Here is a 19,710-nt window from a genome sequence, read left to right as displayed (position 1 = left end):
GCCGCCGATGTCACCGAAGAAGTCGAGCACTCATGCTCCTCGAGTTGCAGGGGACTCCGCCACCGGTGCGGTGCGGGAGGGAACGGGGTCGTAGCCGCCGGCTGCCCACGGATGGCAGCGGCCGAGACGGCGTACGGAGAGCCAGGTGCCGCGCACGGCTCCGTGCTCGGTGACGGCTTCGAGCGCGTACGCCGAGCAGCTGGGGTGGTAGCGGCAGACCTGGCCGTAGAGCGGGCTGATCGCGTAGCGCCAGGCCCGGATGAAGCCGATCAGCAGGTGCTTCACGAGGTGCTCACCCGGTCGAGCGTACGGCCCAGATCCGCACCGAGCGTGGCGTACGACGCGCTGGCGGAGGGCGGGAGCGCCCTCACCACGAGCGCAGCACGACCCGGAAGCCCGTCCAGTGCCTGGAGGTGCTCCCGGGTCAGGTGGCGAAGTCGTCTCTTCACACGATTGCGTGTGGCGGCGTTGCCCACGGCCTTGCTCACCGTGAACCCCACCTGGACCGGACCCGGCTCCGCGTCGGTGTCCACCCAGAGGTGGACGACCATCGTGGAGCAGCCGGCGCGTCGCCCGCTGCGAACAGCTCGACGGAAACCGTCACTGTCGGTGAGGCGATGAACAGCGGAGAGCACGGCGGTTGCCGTGAGCTCTGGCCGTCAGACGGCCAGGCTCTTGCGGCCCTTGCGACGACGGCTGGACAGGATCGAGCGACCGGCGCGGGTCCGCATGCGCAGACGGAAGCCGTGCACCTTGTGGCGGCGACGGTTGTTCGGCTGGTAGGTACGCTTGCTCACGGCTATTTCTCCGAAGGTTTCGAGGGATGTCCACTCCACTGCGAGTCAGTGCTGGGCCAGGTTCAGGCAACTTCGGCCGGCACCGCCCACCCACGCGGCCGCCCGGTGGCGGATCGTGGACGTGCGGCACCCGTCGACATGGAGCGACCGGCCAACGGTACGCGGTGGGGAAACAGGGGGTCAAACCCGCGCAGCCCCACCCTGGCGGGGCCTGTGGATGAAGTCTTGCCCACAACCTCGCGAGGTTGTTACGTTCAATGCCTCCGCGAACTGCTTGAACCGCGGTCCTGCCGGCGTTCACGACACACTGTGACCCGGGTCACACGGCCTCTGAAAGGGCTCCTGACCTGCACAGATGCTGGGAGGATCGGCGGCTGAAGCAGCTCGTGAGGCTCGATCGAACCGGTCGGGAAGTGCAGTTCACAGCTTGTGGAGAACTCTGTGGACCAAGGTTCACCAGATGCCTGGTGCGACCTCCGACGATCAGTGAAGAGCAAAGGCGGTCCGAGTGGACGACCAACAGGTAGATCTCGGGACGGCCTGGCAGCAGATCGTCGAGGACCTCCAGCCCAACCAGCGCGCCTGGCTTCGCCCCAGCGTCCCGGTGACGCTGCACGAGAACACCGCGATCATCGCCGTCCCCAACGACTTCACGCGCAACCAGCTCGAGGGACGGCTGCGCAGCCACATCGAGGACGCCCTCACCGAGGGCTTCGGCCGCGAGATCCGGATGCTCGTCACGGTCAACCCCGCCCTCGACGACACCACCCCACAAAGCGATGAGTCGACAGATGGATCTATCGCTTTGTCGACAAATGAGCAGGGGCCCTTCGAGCCGACTCCGGCTCCCCTGGTCGAGCACCACGAGCCGGCCCCGAGCCAGAGCGAGCGGCGGCCCTCGGCGCTGGAGACCCGGCTCAACCCCAAGTACACGTTCGAGACCTTCGTCATCGGCTCGTCCAACCGGTTCCCCCACGCGGCCGCGGTGGCGGTCGCCGAGGCGCCGGGCAAGGCCTACAACCCACTGCTGGTCTACGGCGAGTCCGGTCTGGGCAAGACCCACCTGCTGCACGCGATCGGGCACTACGTCCGCAGCCTCTACAGCAACGCCAAGGTGCGCTACGTCTCCAGCGAGGAGTTCACCAACGAGTTCATCAACGCGATCCGCGACGACCGGCAGGACCGGTTCAAGCGCCGCTACCGCGACGTCGACGTGCTCCTGATCGACGACATCCAGTTCCTCGAGGGCAAGACCCAGACGCAGGAGGAGTTCTTCCACACGTTCAACACCCTCCACAACGCCAACAAGCAGATCGTGCTGACGTCCGACCGCGCGCCCAAGCGCCTCGAGGCGCTGGAGGACCGGCTGCGCAACCGGTTCGAGTGGGGCCTGATCACCGACGTCCAGCCGCCGGACCTCGAGACCCGCATCGCGATCCTGCGCAAGAAGGCGGCCATGGACCGGCTCACCGCACCGCCGGACGTGCTCGAGTTCATCGCCTCCAAGATCCAGACCAACATCCGCGAGCTCGAGGGCGCGCTGATCCGGGTCACTGCGTTCGCCAACCTCAACCGCCAGGAGGTCGACATGACCCTGGCCGAGATCGTGCTCAAGGACCTGATCCCCGAGGGTGGCGAGCCGGAGATCACGCACGCGCTGATCATCGCCCAGACCGCGGCCTACTTCGGCGTCTCGCTCGAGGACCTCACCGGGCCCTCCCGCGGCCGGCACCTCGTCATGGCCCGGCAGATCGGGATGTACCTCTGCCGCGAGCTCACCTCGATGTCGCTGCCGCAGATCGGCCGCGAGTTCGGCGGGCGCGACCACACCACCGTGATGTACGCCGACCGCAAGATCCGCCAGCTCCTCGCCGAGCGCCGGGCGGTCTTCAACCAGGTCAGCGAGCTCACCAACCGGATCAAGATGCAGGCACGTCAGTCCTGAGCCGAGCCCGCGCCGGGTTTCGTCTCCCGCGATGTGGGGTATTTCGGCTGACAACTAGCCACAGCGGCCGGCGGATCCAGGGGGACGTGAGCGACGCATGCCGTACGAGGACTGGGAACAGGACGAGATCAGGGCCGACCTGACCAACATGTACCGCGCCGGCAAGGAGGTGCTCCCGCAGCGCGCCACCCACGTGGCCGGGGTCGCCGACCGGATGACCACCGCCATCGCCTCGGCCAACACCCGGTCCGCGCAGATGGGCGACCACCAGGTCCTCACCGACGTGCTGTGGATGGCAGCGGACTGCCAGGCGGGGATGGCAGCGACGGTGACCACCATCAACAACCTCGCCCTCGCCGTCGTCGCCCAGGCCGACGACTTCCGCGACCGCGACGATTTCGCCCGATCGGTCTTCAACGGACTCGAGCCCGACCTCCAGGGGCCGCCCGACCCCCTGCCGACCGCGCCGTCCACGGTCGACCAGGCCGAGACCACGGAGGACGGCTCACCTGACGCGGAGGCCAACCCCGACGTGCAGTCCCCCGAGGAGGAGCTCGAGGACCGCGACCTCGAGCTCGACGCGTACCAGAACTTCGGCGGGGAGGACTGAGCAATGTCAGTCAAGGAAGAGTTCGAGGCCGTCACCGCCGACATCGAGAAGTACCTGGGCATCCTCAAGGGCAACGAGACGGCCTGGGAGTGGCGCGAGGGATACAAGAACGACTACTTCAGCCACTACAGCGCGCCCTACAGCCCCATCCCGCCGACGTTCCAGACCAGCCCCCCAGGCGGTGAGTACACCGTGTTCTTCCAGGACCTGCTGCTGCCCGACGAGGCCTTCGTCGACGCCCAGCACAAGGTCGACTTCGGTCGTCAGATCAACGAGCGCTGCGCGACGTCGTTCACCAACGGGGTCAACTGGGCCAGCGGGATCGCGGACTACCTCAACAGCCTGTGCGCCGACATCATCCGCCCCGACGCCGCCGCCCTGCACGAGTCCGTCCAGCTCTTCCACGACTCGATGATCGAGACCCAGGCAGCCCTGCCCGTGGGGTGGACCGCCGTCAACTTCGAGAGCTGGGTCGGCGGCTCGAGCGACGCCTGCCAGATCGTGGTGGAGCAGCTGCACGCCATGGTCCTCGACCAGTACAGCCTCTACTACGCCCACTGCTTCGCCCTCTACGGCGGGGCGTGCGCCTTGGTCGTGGCGGCCCAGGAGGGGCTCGTCAAGGCGATGGAGGACATCCGTGACGGGATCAAGGCCAACCTCCAGGCGTGGCAGAACCTCGGCGGTCCGCCGTTCGACGCCACGCCGATGGACCCACAGGTCGTCGCCATCGAGGCAGTCGCTCGCACGATCCTGGGCAAGGTGCCCGGCATCGGCACCGCCTTCGAGGTCGGCGAGCTGGGCGGGAGCATTCTCGGTCTCTTCGGCCTCGACGTCGGAGATCTCGTCACCCACTCCTTCGACGCCCGCGACGCCGAGACCACCTACAACGAGATGACCGCGATGCTCCAGGACGCCTATCTCACTCCTCTGCAGGACGGCATGCACAACCTGCAGTCCGAGAAGTCGAGCGCCATCAGGTCAGCCCAGGACGGCATCTATCCCTGGCTGCCGGAACCCCTGGCCGGCGCCGCCAACGAGCAGTGGAGACATGATCAAGAAGATGCCTGACCGAGCCGAGCACCGCGCGACCACCTACGCGAGGATCCTGACCGCAAGCCTCGTCCTGGGTGCCCTCGGCGCCTGCACCGACCCTGCCGACGACAGCACACAGCCCACGGGTTCGCCCGCCAGCACCGCCACCTCCGAGGCCACCACCGCACCCAGCCCGGACCCGGGCACCGAGGAGTCCGTCGACGACGTCCGCGCGACGCTCGGCGCCCTCGCACCCTGCGGCTTGCTGTCGCCTGGCACCGACTCGGCCTCGCCCCAAGGACCGCACACCTGCGAGGCACAGCTCGCCGACACCCGGGTGCGCGTCGCGGTCGGCGTCCCCTTCGACGACGACGCCCGCGCCGCAGCCGAGGTCGGGGACGTCGCCGGCCTGAGCGCCTACACCGTCCCCGACCTCTGCCGGACGGTGTTCCCCGCGGGCCCCGCGCACGGCATCGCCGTCGAGGTCAGTGGAGGGTGCGAACCCGCACTCGACGAGGCAGCGGCCATCGTGGGCGCCTCGTTGGGCGCCAACGTCGACTCGCACCTGCGTGAGCCCGGACCCGACTCTCTGACCGCGTGCGGCCTGCTCTCTGCCTCGGAGCCCCGCAGCTCGCTGCTCGTGGACGGCGTCGGCGGACCCTCCGAGGGCCTGGACCACTGCGAGATCGCCAGCGGGGCGATCCTCGCGCGCACGACCCTCGGCCTCGACTACGCCGCGACCCCCTTCGACGAGGTCGTACGCCGCCTCGGCGGTGAGCGCGTGAGGCTGGCTGGCCAGGACGCGGTCGTCGTCTCGGGTGGTCAGACCTGCTTCGTGCACACCTATCTCTGGGAGTCCGACGCCGAGGGTCGTGGCCCGCTGCACACCGACGCCGTGGTGCACGCCGAGACCTGCAAGGAGGCGAAGCGGGTGGCCCGCAGCATCATCGAGGCGGCCGGGCGCGAACCTGTCGCTGCCGGGAGCGTGTCCGAGCTGTTGGCCAGGGCCGAGTAGCACGCTCAGGCAGCAGCATCGGAGTGTGGAGAAGTTGTGGTTCGGGCCGGCGCTTCGTCCCCAGCCCCTGTGGATGCCTCGGAACGAACGACCACCGGCGTCGCGTCGTACACACCCGCCGACCGGTTGACGCGACGGCGTCCACAACCCTTGTGCACAGGGTTTCATCGCTCTGACCTGCACTAACAGGAGTTGTCCACAGTTTCCACGGACCCTACGACGACTATGAACCTCAACACTGGTCTCATCACCCACCACCACTGAACCCGCCCAACTCTGGGGAGAACCCTGCCGAACGCTCACGTACGCGTGGCAGGATGCACATCCCACGCGCTTGCGCGTGGCCACCAGCCTGCACGCCCCAGCTCGCCCGATCCTGCGATTCCCTCGCCGAGGAGACCCTTGTGAAGTTCCGCGTCGAACGCGACGTCTTCGCCGATGCCGTTGCCTGGGCTGCCCGCAGCCTCCCGATCCGCCCGAGCTCCCCGGTCCTGGCGGGCCTGCTGATCGAGGCGAGCGACGCGGGCCTCATGCTCTCCACCTTCGACTACGAGACCTCGGCGCGCGCCACGCTCACCGCAGAGGTCAACGACGAGGGCCGGGCCCTCGTCAGCGGTCGCCTCCTAGCCGACATCTGCCGCAGCCTGCCCGCCAAGCCGGTCGAGCTGACGCTCGAGGGCCCGCGCGTCTCGCTCACCTGCGGCTCGGCGCGCTTCAGCCTGCAGACGATGCCGGTCAACGACTACCCGACGCTGCCCGAGATGCCCTCGGCCACCGGCACGGTGTCGAGTGCCGACTTCGCCCACGCCGTCGCCCAGGCGGTCACCGCCGCCGGTCGCGACGACATGCTGCCGGTGCTGACCGGCGTACGGATCGAGATCGACGGCTCCACGATGGCGCTGCTCGCGACCGACCGCTTCCGCCTCTCGCACCGCGAGCTCACGTGGAACCCGCAGTCCCCCGACGAGTCGGTCGCCGCGCTGGTGCCGGCCAAGGTGCTGGGCGACACCGCGAAGTCGCTGACGTCAGGCGCCGAGGTCACCATCGCGCTGAGCGCGAGCGGGGCCGGCGAGGGCCTGATCGGGTTCGAGGGCACCGGACTCGGTGGCGTACGCCGCACCACCACGCGCCTGCTCGACGGCGAGTTCCCCAAGGTGCGCTCCCTCTTCCCGGCCGAGCACCTCACGGTCGCGAAGGTCAACAAGGCCGAGCTGATCGAGACGGTCAAGCGCGTCGCGCTCGTCGCCGAGCGCAACACCGCGGTGCAGATGAAGTTCGGCGACAACCAGATCGTGCTCGACGCCGGCTCCGGCGACGAGGCGATGGCGACCGAGGCCGTCGACGCCGAGATCACGGGCGACGCACTCACGACCGGCTTCAACCCGCAGTTCCTGCTCGACGGCCTGACCGCCATCGACGGGGAGTTCGTGGACCTCGCCTTCACCCAGGCCACCAAGCCGGTGGTCATCTCCGGCACGGATGCCGACGACGACACCGGCTCGTTCCGCTACCTGCTGATGCCGCGTCGACTGCTCTCCTGACCGACGTCTGACACGCAGCCGCGCCATCGCTCGGCCTGACCCCCGGGGCTAGGCTCGCCGCATGGACATCGGACTCGTCGGACTCGGCAAGATGGGTGGCAACATGCGCGAGCGCATGCGCCGCGCAGGACTCACGGTCGTGGGCTTCGACCGCAACCCTGACGTCAGCGACGTCGACTCACTCGCTGCACTCGTCGACGCGCTGCCCAGCCCCAAGGTCGTGTGGGTGATGGTGCCGGCTGGTGAACCGACCCGGGCGACGGTCAAGGAGCTCTACGGCCTGCTCGACGAGGGGGATGTCGTCGTCGACGGCGGCAACTCGCGCTGGACCGACGACATCGCCAACGCCGAGCTCCTCGCCGAGAAGAAGATCGGCTACGTCGACTGCGGTGTCAGCGGTGGCGTCTGGGGCCTGGAGAACGGCTACGCCCTCATGTACGGCGGCGACGCCGACGACATCGCGAAGGTCCAGGAGGCCTTCGACGCGCTCAAGCCGGAGGGCGACTTCGGCTCGGTCCACGCCGGCTCGGTCGGCGCCGGCCACTTCTCCAAGATGGTCCACAACGGCATCGAGTACGCGATCATGCAGGCGTACGCCGAGGGCTACGAGCTGCTCGAGAAGGCCGCGCTCACCGACAACGTCACCGAGGTCTTCCGCTCCTGGCGCGAAGGCACCGTGATCCGGTCGTGGCTGCTGGACCTGATGGTCAACGCCCTCGACGACGACCCTGGCCTGAGCAAGATCGCCGGCTACGCCGAGGACTCGGGCGAGGGTCGGTGGACCGTCGAGGCCGGCATTGAGAACGCCGTCGCCACGCCGGCGATCACCGCCGCGCTCTACGCCCGCTTCGTCTCGCGCCAGGACGACTCGCCGACGATGAAGGCAGTGGCGGCGATGCGCAACCAGTTCGGCGGGCACGCCGTCAGGTCGACAGCTCCCAAGGGCGGCGACGCCGAGGGCTCGACCGGCGCCGAGCAGACCGAGACCGCCAAGCAGGCCGGCGCCGGCAGCGCCGAGGAGCCGGGCGAGAGCTAACACGTGCACGTCGCCCACCTCTCCCTGCACAACTTCCGCTCCTACGCCGACATCGACGTCGCACTGGAGCCGGGGGCGACGGCCTTCATCGGGCGCAACGGCCAGGGCAAGACCAACCTCGTCGAGGCCATCGACTACCTCTCACGGCTCTCCTCGCACCGCGTCGCCACCGACGCACCCCTCGTCAAGGCCGGCGCCGACCAGGCGATCGTCCGGGCGTCGGTCGTCAAGGAGGGGCGTACGGCACTGCTCGAGGTCGAGCTCAACCCCGGTCGCGCCAACCGCGCGCGGATCAACCGCTCTCCCCTGCCGCGACCGCGCGAGATCATCGGCCTGGTCCGCACCGTCGTCTTCGCGCCCGACGACCTGACCCTGGTCAAGGGCGACCCGTCCGACCGCCGCAAGTTCCTCGACGACCTGCTGGTGCTGCGCACACCGCGCCTCGTCGGCGTCCGGTCCGACTACGACCGGATCCTCAAGCAGCGAAACAGCCTGCTCAAGACGGCCGGTGTCGCGCGCGGATCCTCGCGCGACGCGGCGATGTCGACGCTGGAGATCTGGGACGACAACCTCGCGCGCGTCGGCGCCGAGCTGCTCGGCGCCCGCCTCCAGCTGGTCGAGGAGCTGTTGCCCTACGTCGGCAAGGCCTATGAGGCGGTCGCCCGCGGCGCGAGCCGCGACGACGCCGACCTGGAGTACAAGGCGAGCATCGACCTCGGTGCCGATCTCCAGGCCGCGCTGCTCGCCGCCATCGCCGACAGGCGCAAGGACGAGCTGGACCGCGGCATCTCGCTCGTCGGCCCGCACCGCGACGAGCTGCTCCTCACGCTCGGCGACGGTGACCTCCGGCTGCCGGTCAAGGGCTATGCCTCGCACGGCGAGTCGTGGTCATTCGCGCTCGCGCTGCGCCTCGCGTCGTACGACCTGCTGCGCTCCGACGGCGACGACCCGATCCTCGTGCTCGACGACGTCTTCGCCGAGCTCGACACCGAGCGTCGCGCCCAGCTGGCCCAGCTCGTCGCCGGTGCCGAGCAGGTCCTGGTCACGGCGGCGGTCGCCGCCGACGTACCGGAATCCCTGCAGGGCGTGAGGTTCGTGGTGGCCGACGGGCAGGTGACCCGTGACGACTGACGACCAGCCCGACGAGCCGACGGTCGAGGAGGGGCCGACGCCCGAGGCCGTCACCGTGCACCAGCCCGACGGGCTCGACCTCGCCCGCTCCGCGGCGCGGGCCGCGGCCGCGAGTGCGGGCACCCCTCCCGCCCGCAAGCGGTCGGCGCCGCGGCGTCGTACGTTCACGAAGTCGTCGGGCGCGCGCCCCGACGACCGCGACCCCCAGCTGCTCGACGAGGCGATGGGTCGCCTGATCGCCAGCCACGGCTGGGAGCTCGACCTCAAGGTCCAGGGCGTCTTCGGGCGCTGGGCCGAGCTGGTCGGCTCGGAGATCGGCGACCACTGCACACCCGAGTCGTTCGAGGGCGGCCGGCTCGTCGTACGCACCGACTCCACCGCCTGGGCCACCCAGCTCAAGCTGCTCACGCCCACCGTCGTACGACGTCTCAACACCGAGCTCGGGGACGGGACCGTGACCGTGATCGAGGTGGTCGGCCCCCACCTCCCCAGCTGGAAGAAGGGCCGCCTGTCGAGCCGCGACGGCCGCGGGCCGCGCGACACCTACGGCTGAGCGCCCCGGGTGTTCGGGCCGCGAGCGCCGTGAGCCTCGAAATCCCGATCTGAGGGCCGCGCGCCGGTAGGGGGACCCATCGGCCCCCCTGTTCGGCCCTGTGAAGCGGCCTCCTGAGGCCCCTGAGGGCCTCTTTTTCCACCGATCACCCCCATCTCGGGGGCGGGTGCTTCGGTTGGAGGCCCCTGACCGGTAGTATGAGAAGTCGAGTCGCACGCTTGGTTGCCTCCGCAACAGCCGCGACTCGACTCATGTCGAGCGCCCCTCGGGGGCGATGAGAAGAAGGCCGTGCCTTGAGCGAAGAGAACGTCGAGAACACCACCGCTCCGACCAACGATTCGCCCCCCGACCCCGACGCCACTCCCGACGCTCCTCCCGACGCAGTCGCCGCGCCCAAGCGCAACACCAACGCGGTGGACGAGGACTTCGAGTACGACGCCTCGGCCATCACCGTCCTTGAGGGCCTCGAGGCGGTGCGCAAGCGTCCCGGCATGTACATCGGCTCCACGGGCGAGCGAGGGCTGCACCACCTGATCTGGGAGATCGTGGACAACGGCGTCGACGAGGCGCTGGCGGGGATCTGCGACCGGATCGTGCTGACCCTCCAGGCCGACGGCGGCGTCCGCGTCGAGGACAACGGTCGTGGCATCCCGACCGACACCGCTCCCGGCCAGGAGATGCCCGCGCTGACGATGGCGCTGACGATGCTCCACGCCGGCGGCAAGTTCGGCGGCGGCGGCTACAAGGTCTCCGGCGGCCTGCACGGCGTCGGCGTCTCGGTCGTCAACGCCCTCTCCACCCGCCTCATCGCCGAGGTGAAGAACCGCGGCCACCTGTGGCGCCAGTCCTTCCAGCTCGGCGTGCCCGACGCCGACCTCGAGCAGATCCGCCCGATGGAGCCCGGCGAGCGCACCGGCACCACGGTCACCTGGTATGCCTCCGAGGACATCTTCGAGTCCACCCACTACAACCTCGAGACCATCACCTCGCGCCTGCGAGAGATGGCGTTCCTCAACAAGGGCGTCGAGTTCGTCGTACGCGACGAGCGTGAGGACGCCGCGTCCCGGGTCGACGCGGTGCAGGACGACACGGTCGACAACGCCGTCGACAACGCCGGCCACGACGCGATCAAGCGCGCCGAGACGGGCGGCCTCGAGCAGGTCTTCAAGTACGACCGCGGCCTCGTCGACTACGTCGAGCACCTCAACCGCCGCAAGGACAAGGCCAACGCGACGGTCATCTCCTTCGAGGCCGACACCCCCGACAGCGTCGAGAACCACATGAGCCTCGAGGTGGCGATGCAGTGGAACACCTCCTACACGGAGTCGGTCCACACCTTCGCCAACAACATCAACACCCACGAGGGCGGCACCCACGAGGAGGGCTTCCGCTCCTCGCTCACCTCCCTGGTCAACCACTGGGGTGAGGAGTGGGGACTGATCAAGAAGAAGGAGGACCGGGTGTCGGGCGACGACATCCGCGAGGGCCTGACCGCGATCATCTCCATCAAGCTCGCCGAGCCGCAGTTCGAGGGTCAGACCAAGACCAAGCTCGGCAACACCGAGGCCAAGGGCTTCACCCAGCGGATCATGAACGACCAGCTCGGCGCGTGGTTCGAGCAGAACCCCGCCGAGGGTCGCGACATCGTCCGCAAGTCCCAGGCCGCCGCGAGTGCCCGCATCGCCGCCCGGAAGGCGCGCGAGCTGGCCCGCGGCCGCAAGGGCCTGCTCGGCGGCGGTGGCCTCCCGGGCAAGCTGAGCGACTGCCAGTCGACCAACCCGGAGGAGTGCGAGGTCTTCATCGTCGAGGGTGACTCCGCCGGCGGCTCGGCCCGTCAGGGCCGCGACCCCCGCATCCAGGCGATCCTCCCGATCCGCGGCAAGATCCTCAACGTCGAGAAGGCCCGCATCGACAAGGTGCTGGCCAACACCGAGGTCCAGGCGATCATCTCCGCCCTCGGCACCGGCATCCACGAGGAGTTCAGCCTCGAGAAGCTGCGTTACCACAAGGTCGTGATGATGGCCGACGCCGACGTCGACGGCCACCACATCAACACCCTCCTGCTGACGCTGCTCTTCCGCTTCATGAAGCCGCTCATCGAGCACGGCTACGTCTACATGGCCCAGCCGCCCCTCTACCGGCTGCGCTGGAACAAGCCGGCCGAGCACGAGTTCGTCTACTCCGACGCCGAGCGCGACGCGCTGCTCGCCGACGGCCTGGCCCAGGGCAAGAAGCTGCCCAAGGAGAACCCGGTCCAGCGCTACAAGGGTCTCGGCGAGATGAACGCCGACGAGCTGTGGGAGACCACGATGGACCCCGACGCGCGCCTGATGAAGCAGGTCGGCCTCGAGGACGCAGCCCAGGCCGACGAGATCTTCTCGATCCTCATGGGCGAGGACGTCGAGCAGCGCCGCTCCTTCATCCAGAGAAATGCCAAGGACGTGAGGTTCCTCGATATCTAGCTAGCACCCGCTGGTCGAGGAGGGGCGCCCAGCGCCCGTCACGAGACCCACGATGCCGCTGTATCCCGGAATCTAGACGCAGTCTTAGACACGACAAGAGGGCACGAGAATGACCGAGATCCCCACCGACACCGGCGCCGGCGGCTTCGGCTTCGGCGACGAGCGCATCCAGCCGATCGAGCTGCAGACGCTCATGCAGCAGTCCTACATCGACTATGCGATGACCGTCATCGTCGGGCGCGCGCTGCCCGACGTACGCGACGGGCTGAAGCCGGTGCACCGCCGGATCCTCTACGCGATGTACGACGGTGGTTACCGGCCCGACCGCGGCTTCTCCAAGTGCTCGCGCGTCGTCGGTGACGTGATGGGTCAGTACCACCCCCACGGCGACACGGCGATCTACGACACCATGGTCCGACTCGCGCAGCCGTGGGTGCTGCGCGCGCCGCTGATCAACGGCCAGGGCAACTTCGGCTCGCCGGGCAACGACTCGGCCGCGGCGATGCGATACACCGAGTGCCGGATGGCGCCGCTGGCCATGGAGATGGTGCGCGACATCGACGAGGACACCGTCGACTTCCGCCCCAACTACGACGGTCGCTCGCAGGAGCCGACCATCCTGCCCTCGCGCTTCCCCAACCTGCTGGTCAACGGCTCGGCCGGCATCGCGGTCGGCATGGCGACCAACATCCCCCCGCACAACCTCCGCGAGGTCGCCGAGGGTGCGACGTGGGCGCTCGAGCACCCCGAGGCCACCAAGCAGGAGCTCCAGGACGCGCTGATCGAGCGGATCAAGGGCCCCGACTTCCCCAACGGCGCCCTCATCGTGGGGCGCCAGGGCATCGAGCAGGCCTACCGCACCGGTCGCGGGTCGATCTCGCAGCGCGCGGTCGTGGAGATAGACGAGGACGCCAAGGGTCGGGTGATGCTCGTGATCAGCGAGCTCCCCTACATGGTCAACCCGGACAACCTGGCGCTCAAGATCGCCGAGCTCGCCGACTCCGGCCGGATCCAGGGCATCAGCGACGTCCGCGACGACACCAGCTCCCGCACCGGCCAGCGCCTGGTCATCGTGCTCAAGCGCGACGCGGTCGCCCGGGTCGTGCTCAACAACCTCTTCAAGCACACCGAGCTGCAGACCAACTTCTCGGCCAACATGCTGGCCCTGGTCGACGGGGTGCCGCGCACCCTCCCGATCGACCAGTTCATCAGCAACTGGGTCGCCCACCAGATCGAGGTCATCCAGCGGCGGACCCGCTACCGCCTCTCCGAGGCCGAGAAGCGCGCCCACATCTACCGCGGTCTCGCGAAGGCGCTCGACGCCCTCGACGAGGTCATCGCGTTGATCCGCCGCTCGCCCGACGTCGACGAGGCCCGCACCGGCCTCATCCAGCTGCTCGACATCGACGAGCTCCAGGCCAACGCCATCCTCGAGATGCAGCTGCGCCGGCTGGCCGCCCTCGAGCGCCAGAAGATCGTCGACGAGCTCACCAAGATCGAGCGCGAGATCGCCGACCTCGAGGACATCCTGGCCAACGAGCCCCGCCAGCGGCAGATCGTCTCCGACGAGCTCAAGGAGATCACCGACAAGTACGGCAACGAGCGGCGTACGCAGATCATCGCCGCCGACGGCGACCTGTCGATGGAGGACCTGATCCCCGACGAGGAGCTCGTTGTCTCGATCACCCGGGGTGGCTACGCCAAGCGCACCCGCGCGGACCAGTACCGGCTCCAGAAGCGTGGCGGCAAGGGCGTCCGCGGCGCGACGCTGCGCGGCGACGACGTGGTCCAGCACTTCATCTCGACCACCAACCACCACTGGCTGCTGTTCTTCACCACGGCCGGCCGGGTCTACCGCACCAAGGCCTACAACCTCCCCGAGGCCGCCCGTGACGCGAAGGGCGGCCACGTCGCCGGCCTGCTGTCGTTCCAGCCCGACGAGGACATCGCGCAGGTGCTGGCGATCCGCGACTACGACCAGGCCCCCTACCTCGTGCTCGCCACCCGCACCGGGCTGGTCAAGAAGACCAAGCTGGGCGACTACAACAGCCCGCGCCAGGCCGGCGTCATCGCGATCAACTTCCGCGAGGAGGACGACGAGCTGATCGGCGCCGAGCTGGTCAACGGCGACGACGACATCCTGCTCGTCAGCCGCAAGGGCCAGTCGATCCGCTTCAAGGCCGACGACGAGCAGCTGCGTCCGATGGGTCGCGCCACCGGTGGTGTGCGTGGCATGAAGTTCCGCGACGGCGACTCGCTGCTGTCGATGTCGGTGATCCGCGCCGCGCAGGTGGCGGCCGAGGAGGCCGTCGAGGGCGACGCCGCCGAGTCCGACGAGGTCAAGGAGCAGTACGTCTTCACGATCACCGACGGCGGCTTCGCCAAGCGGACCCGCATCAGCGACTACCGCCTCCAGTCCCGTGGCGGCATCGGCATCAAGGCGATGTCGCTGTCCAACGAGGACCGCGGCGGTCTCGTCGGCGCGTTCATCGTCGAGGAGGAGGACGAGGTCCTCTCCATCACCAGTGGCGGCCAGGTCGTGCGCAGCCCCATCGACGCCAACTTCCGCCCGACCGGTCGATCGACCATGGGAGTGAAGTTCGTGACCCCCAAGTCGGGCGACTCGGTGGCCGTGGTGGCCCGCTCCGTGGAGGCCAAGGTGATCGAGGAAGCCACCGGCGAGCCGGCCGACGGCGAGACCGAGGCTCCGGATGAGGAATCGCAGGAAGTGGTCGACGGTGCAACAATCGACGAAGAGGTCGCCGATGAGGCGACCGCCCCGGAGCTTGATGAGCTCGGACCCGACGAAGACACCGAGGAGTGATCCATGTCGGACCGCACCGCGACCCCCCGTCGTACGTCGGACGGTGAGACCACGCGGAAGTCGCTGACCTCGCGGCTGCAGGACACGATGTCCAACGCCGCCGAGGAGCACCGCGCCAACGCCGCGCCGGGCTCCTCGCGCGGGCGCCGCGTCTCCCGTACGCCGGGTCGTCAGCCGCGCCGCGCCCGTCTGCGGCTCACCCGGGTCGACCCGTGGTCGGTCATGAAGACCGCGTTCCTGCTCTCGGTCGCCTTCGGTGTCGTCACCTTCGTCGCCATCTTCATGGTGTGGTCGGTGCTGGGCGCGGCCGGCGTGTGGGACTCGATCAACTCCGCCGTGGCGAGCATCGTCGAGGGTGACAGCGGCAACTCGACCTTCGACGTGACCGACTACGTCGGCATGTCGCGGGTGCTCGGCTTCACCCTCCTCGTCGCGGTGGTCGACGTGGTCCTGCTGACCGCGATCGCCACCCTCACCGCCTTCCTCTACAACCTCGCTGCCGCCCTCCTCGGCGGCATCGAGGTCACCCTGGCCGAGGACGAGAAGTGACGCTGGTCTGATCGCCGGTCGGATCGCCGGTCGAGGAGGGCGCCCTGGCGCCCGTCACGAGACCACCTCGATTGGCACCGCCTGACCACGGTCAGGTAATCTTCGGCGTCGCCGCTGATGCGGCGAGTGCGGGCCTATAGCTCAGACGGTTAGAGCGCTTCCCTGATAAGGAAGAGGTCGGAGGTTCAAGTCCTCCTAGGCCCACTCCATCTGCCTCACCTCTGCCTCAACTCGTGGGCACCGCCCGAAGGAGAGTCCCGTGAAGAAGCTCCTGCTGATCCTGCTGGCCGCCGCCGGCGCAGCTCTCGCGAAGAAGAAGATGGAACAGGGCAAGAACGAGCAGGCTCTCTGGGCCGAGGCCACCGACAACGTCGAGAAGGCCTGAGCTAGCTGCTCACCGGCGCCACGGCGCCCACCCGCTTCACCCGGGGCCTTGGCGCAATTGGTAGCGCACCTGCTTTGCAAGCAGGGGGTTGCGAGTTCGAGTCTCGTAGGCTCCACCAGCAAAACCCCAGGTCAGCCTGGGGTTTTGTGCTTTTCTGAAGTGTTCCGGTCGACTTCGAGATTGGCCTCTAGGGGGACTGGTGGGGGAAAGGATCCAGCACTAGCACAGGACAATGCGTGCCGCTGGAGGAGGAGCGAGCGGCCTGCGGGGACGTCCACGCACTTGAACAATCGTCGGGGGTGCGCGTGCCGTGTAGGCGAGGGACGGCCATGAAATAGCCTCCCCCTCATCACGCGGCACCATCTACCTGAGTCGGGTTCGCGAGCTCGTCCCCCGCTGCACTACCGGCCAACGAGATCAGCGCCTGGTCCAGGAGACGGCGGATGCTGGTCGTGATCGCCGTGCACTCGCTCTCGATCTTGGTGGCGCCCTTCTGGATCGAGCCCGCGGTCTTCTTGATGACGTCGATCCTGTCGAGCTGCGCGACCGCCTCGCCGATCTTCTCCTCTGCCGTGTCGATCTCAGCCTCTCCCATGCGGATGGACGCGGCGATCGCAACGGTACGGAGAAGCAGGATGACGGTGCGGAACACCTCGGCGTCGTCCTGGCTGGGATCGAATGCCAAAACGATCCGCCGCTGCCCGAGCACCCGGAGCGAGTGGCCGCCGTTCTGATCAGCGGAGCGCACGACCCCGAGAGAGGCGCTGGCGCCGCGGTTGCGCTCGGCCTCGTTGAAGTATTCACCCCAGTTGGCGCGAGCCGAGTCCGTCATCTCCACGACCACCCGGGCGGTCTGACCATTCACCGAGAGCAGCCCGTCACCCTTCTTGCTGCGAGGCACGAGACCGGTCTTGGTCGTGGTGTCCTCGTACTCGTCGCCGAGTCCGGCGGCGATGTCGCTCATCAGGGCGTGGATCTGGTTCTCGAAGGAGCTGCCCTTGATGGGAGTCACCTTGGCGATGGACGACTTCGCACCCTGGACCTTCAGGGCCGTGCTCAGGTCCTCGACCTTGGCACTCAGCTCAGCCTGGCCCTTCTCGATCTGCTTCGAGAACCGCTCCTGCTGCTCGGCGAGCGTCGCGGCGTGCTTCGCCATCGGCGAGGTCGGGTCGCTGGGGTCCAGCTGCCTCGTGGCCTTCTCGAGCAACTCGGTGGTGCTCGTCTGTACCTGCTTCTCCAGCGCTGCGGAGAACTTGTCGAGGACCGGCTGGAGCCGCTCCAGGAGTTCCGGGTTGTCGCCGCCGAAGAGCCGCCGCGTCTCTTCGAGCAGGTCCTTCTTGGTCGACGTGACGGCATCGGCGAGGTGCTTGCGGGTGACCTCGTCGGCGTCGGTGATGGCCTTCTTGGCGTCCGCGGCTGCCTTCACCACGGTCTCCGTGGCGGACCTGGTAGCCATGGAGGTGGCCTCGCCGGCCTTCCGCGTGGCCTCCGCTGTCTTCTCGCCGACGTCCTTCAGCATCCGCTCTAGCGCCCTCGTTTCCGTCGTCTGCGCGGTGAGGGCGAGTGCCTTCGCCCCGAACACAAGTGCCTCAGTGGCAAACCTCGTCAGGTCGGCGTCGGCGAGTTCGGTCAGATCGTCGCAGCGCTGGCCGCGCTCGCCCCCGACCCAGTGGCGTGCCTCACCGACCACGTCGGTGTGGTCGATCTCCAGCTCGCTGATGATCACGGCTGAGCCAGTCCCGTTGAAGTGCGCCTTGCTCTTGTCGTTCATGACTTACCTCCGGTTTGGGGCGTCGCGGTCGAGGCCCGGTTCGGTCGATGGTCGACGCCCTCACGGCGCAATACGACACTTGACGGTGTTTAGTGGGCTAAACACCTCTCTAGGCGTGACCGGGCCCGACTAGCACTACCGTCTGTCTCGTTGCGCCAAGCCAGGAAGGAGGTAGAACATGAAGTCGCTAGTGACGATGACCGAGATCGCTCGGATCGCCGGAGTCACGCGTCAGGCTGTAACCAACTGGCGCCGCCGCACAGGTTCTGCCCCCTTCCCGCCCGTGGTCGACTCTGTGGGTGGCGCGGAGCGGTTCGATCTCCGCGAAGTCCTCGACTGGCTCGACGCGACAGGTCGCGGTCGTAATGTCGACGCTCGATTGGACGCGCCGTCAATTGCCATTCCCGGTGACCTCGATCTCGAGAGCGCCGTTGTGCTGCTTGGTCTCCGCGGTGGCGTCTCCGAGGACTTGGCTCCCCTGAGCCCGGAGGAGCGGATCGCTCTCGCTGAGGAGTTGGATCCTGATGACCGATATCTGCTGGCCGAGGTGCGCGAGCTGGCAGCTGATGACGACCTTGCGGCCTACGTCGATGAGTTGCTGGCCGCAGCGTTCGGCCCGTCAGATGCGTTGGACCGTCTATACGCGAGTCGTGCCGCGCAGGGGAATCGTGGGTTTGCCCCAGCCCTGATCGACCTCCTGCAAGAACTGGCTGAGGTCTGCCGCACTCATCTCGGACCCGATGACGTGGCGATCGAATTGCGGCTTGACCCGAGAGACCGTCGAGTCGGTGCCGGATTCGCGGCCGCGGACTCAGGAGCTGACCGCTCGATGCTGCGGCATCAGGCACTCGACGGAGTTTCCCCGACCGGCCCGACCCCGACCGTTGTCCGGGTCTTCTCGCTCGTGGGGCTCGATGACTCGGACGTGCTTGATCGCGCGGACGAGATTGCGCTGGAGCTGGATGCCGGCCAGATCGCAATCGTGCTGGGGTCGTCGTCGGCGCTGTGCGACGCCCTGCGACCAACAGGGACGCTTCACGAAAGCAGGAAAGCAACACTCGAAGGCCTCGGGGCTGAGCCGTTGACCCCGGCGCTCAGCGCGGTCTTCAAGCTCCCTCGGGGTCTGTGGCGCGAGGCCTACCGGAAGAACCTGGGGATCTGGGTGCTGCAGGGCGCGACGGCTTCCAAGGGTGTTGTAGTCGCGGACCTCTCTGCTCGCGAGATCGTCCGAGCTGAGCTTGCTGCTGACGTCTTGGGCGCCCTCCAGCAAAGTCGCGCGCGGGCCCACCGTTACGGCGTTGTCGTGGAGCCGACCTTTGTGTGGACGAACACCTCAAACGCGGTCGTCATCCCTGGTGCCGGTGCACCCGAGCGACAGTCGCTGGAGGTAGGTACGCCCCGGGCAAGGCTGATGGCGTCGACCTTGGTCACGCGCGAGCAAGTCGCGGGATTTGATGTGCCGCTCGTCGATGGATCTGGCACGCAGAGCGTGGCCAGCCGACGGCTCGGCTCTCTCTTGGAGGGACGGAATCCGGCGATGCGCGTGCAGAGCGGCTGCCGGATCAAGGTCGAGCACCTCGATGCTGATGCCTCGCTTCGCGTGCTGTCGGCGGACCCGAACCTTGGAGACGCCTTCATCGACCCGTTCGTTGCTGCCGAGCACTACGGCCATGCCGTGCACACCGAGCCGGGAGACGTCGTGTTCATTGCAACCCCCGCGCCGCAGGCCCTCGTCGACCACGTGGGCGGGTGTCTCGTGAGGTATCCGAGCCGCATCCTGCGATCGGAGCCGGCCCGCGCCCACATCGGGCCGCGCGCGCTTGCGGCGGCCATCAACGAGATGGCGAGCAGCACCGAATGGCGGACATGGCCGGTCCCCAGCGTCCCGACTTCGCAGGTCGAGCGACTCGAGGAGGCGCTCGCGGGCGTTGCCGACCATCTTGCAGACCTGCGCCGCCATGAGGCGGCAGCAACCAACCTCATCACCAATCTGATACTGGGTGTCGCCGATGGCTCGGTCGCGCTCGGTTCATCCACCACCGAGAGAAAGGCAGGTTGA

The 19,710-nt window shown here is 68.2% G+C and carries 17 protein-coding genes and 2 tRNA genes; 15 read left to right on the top strand and 4 right to left on the bottom strand.

Annotated features, from left to right (window positions below; all coding sequences use genetic code 11):
• Window positions 1-30 precede the first annotated feature (30 nt).
• The 3 genes from yidD to rpmH are packed head-to-tail and all read right to left on the bottom strand — an operon-like array spanning window position 31 to window position 797.
• Window positions 31-285 carry a membrane protein insertion efficiency factor YidD gene (gene yidD, locus J3P44_RS10890; protein ID WP_255890361.1) on the bottom strand — a complete coding sequence of 85 codons (255 nt, stop codon included), beginning with the start codon at window positions 283-285 and terminating at the stop codon, window positions 31-33.
• On the bottom strand, window positions 282-635 hold the full coding sequence (gene rnpA / locus J3P44_RS10885) for a ribonuclease P protein component (RefSeq protein ID WP_255890360.1): 354 nt from the start codon (window positions 633-635) through the stop codon (window positions 282-284). Before rnpA ends, yidD begins: the two co-directional genes overlap by 4 nt.
• A gap of 24 nt (window positions 636-659) precedes the next feature.
• Entirely contained in the window at window positions 660-797 is a 138-nt protein-coding gene (gene rpmH, locus J3P44_RS10880; protein ID WP_056156542.1) for a 50S ribosomal protein L34, read from the bottom strand.
• Window positions 798-1,305: 508 nt separating this feature from the next.
• Between rpmH and dnaA the strand changes: the two genes are divergently transcribed.
• The 14 genes from dnaA (at window position 1,306) to J3P44_RS10810 (ending at window position 15,998) form a co-directional block, all read left to right on the top strand.
• Window positions 1,306-2,742: a chromosomal replication initiator protein DnaA gene (gene dnaA, locus J3P44_RS10875; RefSeq protein ID WP_372496556.1), complete on the top strand. Its 1,437-nt coding sequence runs from the start codon at window positions 1,306-1,308 to the stop codon at window positions 2,740-2,742.
• Window positions 2,743-2,839: 97 nt separating this feature from the next.
• A complete protein-coding gene (locus tag J3P44_RS10870) occupies window positions 2,840-3,352 on the top strand; it encodes a hypothetical protein (protein WP_255890359.1) in 513 nt (170 codons plus the stop codon).
• A gap of 3 nt (window positions 3,353-3,355) precedes the next feature.
• Entirely contained in the window at window positions 3,356-4,420 is a 1,065-nt protein-coding gene (locus J3P44_RS10865; protein WP_255890358.1) for a PH domain-containing protein, read from the top strand.
• A complete protein-coding gene (locus tag J3P44_RS10860) occupies window positions 4,413-5,399 on the top strand; it encodes a hypothetical protein (RefSeq protein ID WP_255890900.1) in 987 nt (328 codons plus the stop codon). Before J3P44_RS10865 ends, J3P44_RS10860 begins: the two co-directional genes overlap by 8 nt.
• 404 nt (window positions 5,400-5,803) lie before the next feature.
• Window positions 5,804-6,940 (top strand): DNA polymerase III subunit beta, encoded by a 1,137-nt coding sequence (gene dnaN, locus J3P44_RS10855; RefSeq protein ID WP_255890357.1) that lies wholly within the window; start codon window positions 5,804-5,806, stop codon window positions 6,938-6,940.
• Between the two features lie 61 nt (window positions 6,941-7,001).
• Window positions 7,002-7,976, top strand: coding sequence for a phosphogluconate dehydrogenase (NAD(+)-dependent, decarboxylating) (gene gnd / locus J3P44_RS10850; RefSeq protein ID WP_255890356.1), 975 nt, complete (start codon window positions 7,002-7,004; stop codon window positions 7,974-7,976).
• Between the two features lie 3 nt (window positions 7,977-7,979).
• The gene (recF, locus tag J3P44_RS10845) at window positions 7,980-9,107 is read left to right on the top strand and encodes a DNA replication/repair protein RecF (protein WP_255890355.1); all 1,128 of its coding nucleotides are present in this window, start codon (window positions 7,980-7,982) and stop codon (window positions 9,105-9,107) included.
• Window positions 9,097-9,660, top strand: a complete 564-nt coding sequence (locus J3P44_RS25495; protein WP_255890354.1) for a DciA family protein — start codon at window positions 9,097-9,099, stop codon at window positions 9,658-9,660. Before recF ends, J3P44_RS25495 begins: the two co-directional genes overlap by 11 nt.
• A 293-nt stretch (window positions 9,661-9,953) precedes the next feature.
• Window positions 9,954-12,122 carry a DNA topoisomerase (ATP-hydrolyzing) subunit B gene (gyrB, locus tag J3P44_RS10835; protein ID WP_305122275.1) on the top strand — a complete coding sequence of 723 codons (2,169 nt, stop codon included), beginning with the start codon at window positions 9,954-9,956 and terminating at the stop codon, window positions 12,120-12,122.
• A 109-nt stretch (window positions 12,123-12,231) separates the two neighbouring features.
• A complete protein-coding gene (gyrA, locus tag J3P44_RS10830) occupies window positions 12,232-14,946 on the top strand; it encodes a DNA gyrase subunit A (protein WP_255890353.1) in 2,715 nt (904 codons plus the stop codon).
• A 3-nt stretch (window positions 14,947-14,949) separates the two neighbouring features.
• Window positions 14,950-15,495, top strand: a complete 546-nt coding sequence (locus J3P44_RS10825) for a DUF3566 domain-containing protein (protein ID WP_255890352.1) — start codon at window positions 14,950-14,952, stop codon at window positions 15,493-15,495.
• 130 nt (window positions 15,496-15,625) lie between these two features.
• Window positions 15,626-15,699: transfer RNA gene (locus J3P44_RS10820), tRNA-Ile, on the top strand.
• 55 nt (window positions 15,700-15,754) lie between these two features.
• Window positions 15,755-15,880: a DLW-39 family protein gene (locus tag J3P44_RS10815; protein ID WP_255890351.1), complete on the top strand. Its 126-nt coding sequence runs from the start codon at window positions 15,755-15,757 to the stop codon at window positions 15,878-15,880.
• Between the two features lie 42 nt (window positions 15,881-15,922).
• Window positions 15,923-15,998 (top strand) — tRNA-Ala (locus tag J3P44_RS10810).
• A gap of 231 nt (window positions 15,999-16,229) precedes the next feature.
• On the opposite strand, the gene J3P44_RS10805 is transcribed toward J3P44_RS10810, so the two are convergent.
• Entirely contained in the window at window positions 16,230-17,651 is a 1,422-nt protein-coding gene (locus J3P44_RS10805; RefSeq protein WP_255890350.1) for a Fis family transcriptional regulator, read from the bottom strand.
• Between the two features lie 178 nt (window positions 17,652-17,829).
• Here J3P44_RS10805 and J3P44_RS10800 point away from each other — a divergent pair, with 178 nt between their 5' ends.
• The gene (locus tag J3P44_RS10800; RefSeq protein ID WP_255890348.1) at window positions 17,830-19,710 is read left to right on the top strand and encodes a helix-turn-helix domain-containing protein; all 1,881 of its coding nucleotides are present in this window, start codon (window positions 17,830-17,832) and stop codon (window positions 19,708-19,710) included.

The sequence above is a fragment of the Nocardioides astragali genome (assembly GCF_024436375.1).
Lineage (GTDB): Bacteria > Actinomycetota > Actinomycetes > Propionibacteriales > Nocardioidaceae > Nocardioides > Nocardioides astragali.
The sequence above is the reverse complement of the archived record's forward strand: the minus strand, read 5'-3'. Positions and strand labels throughout refer to the sequence as shown.